General features: G+C 57.9%; 1 protein-coding gene and 1 pseudogene. Both read right to left on the bottom strand.

Translation table 11 applies throughout. The features are described 5' to 3' along the window. A partial coding sequence (locus tag ACFX59_RS18365; protein ID WP_387434513.1) for a transposase occupies nucleotides 1–119 on the bottom strand: 119 nt, incomplete at its 3' end. Continuing rightward, a pseudogene (locus ACFX59_RS18360) lies at nucleotides 88–519 on the bottom strand (glycoside hydrolase); the annotation flags it as partial. The pseudogene ACFX59_RS18360 and the gene ACFX59_RS18365, both read right to left, overlap by 32 nt. Nucleotides 520–610 lie beyond the last annotated feature (91 nt).

Raw genomic sequence — 610 nt, 5'->3', positions numbered from 1 at the left:
TCCCGCAGGTCATGCTCCCGCTGCCCGGCATCCTCGCGTTGCAGCAGTAGGTACGGTGCAACCAGCAACCATTCCTCGTCGCTGACGTCAGATGGATACGGCTTGCCGCAAATGCTCATCCCACCTTGGATGAATCAGCAAACCTCTCAAGTCCATAACAGACTCTAGTACCAACCCGAATCGGTCTATCGCCAAGCCCATGCGCGCCAAGCGATTGGCACGATCCTGAGCCATCGTCATTGGATGGTCCGGGCTGAAATCTTCCTCGAAATGCCCGTAAGCATCTACGTCGATGAAAACCTGATCAGCGCCTTGGTCCATATGGTCCTTGAAGCGAGACTCCGGGCTGGGTGCGTCAGGGTGGCGGGCTTGCGCCTCGCTCGACAGATCGCAGCCGCGACCGGCATCAGCTGGCTGGATTTCGCCATTGGCCTTCCTGATGCAGCCCGATGGATAAAGGTCGCCCCAGATCGACGTTGGAGTGTCGGCAGCGGCCTTGGGTTGCCCATTATCAAACTCATCATAGGGTCCGGCAACCTAGGTATCGTGGACAAAGCTTGACGTCGTGGTGCGCCACTGATTCAAGGCTGCCTTTTGGAGGCAGACTTGG

This window comes from Sphingomonas sp. NCPPB 2930, from assembly GCF_042867205.1.
In the GTDB taxonomy this organism is placed as follows: Bacteria; Pseudomonadota; Alphaproteobacteria; order Sphingomonadales; family Sphingomonadaceae; genus Sphingomonas.
This window is presented reverse-complemented; position numbering and strand designations above follow the sequence as displayed.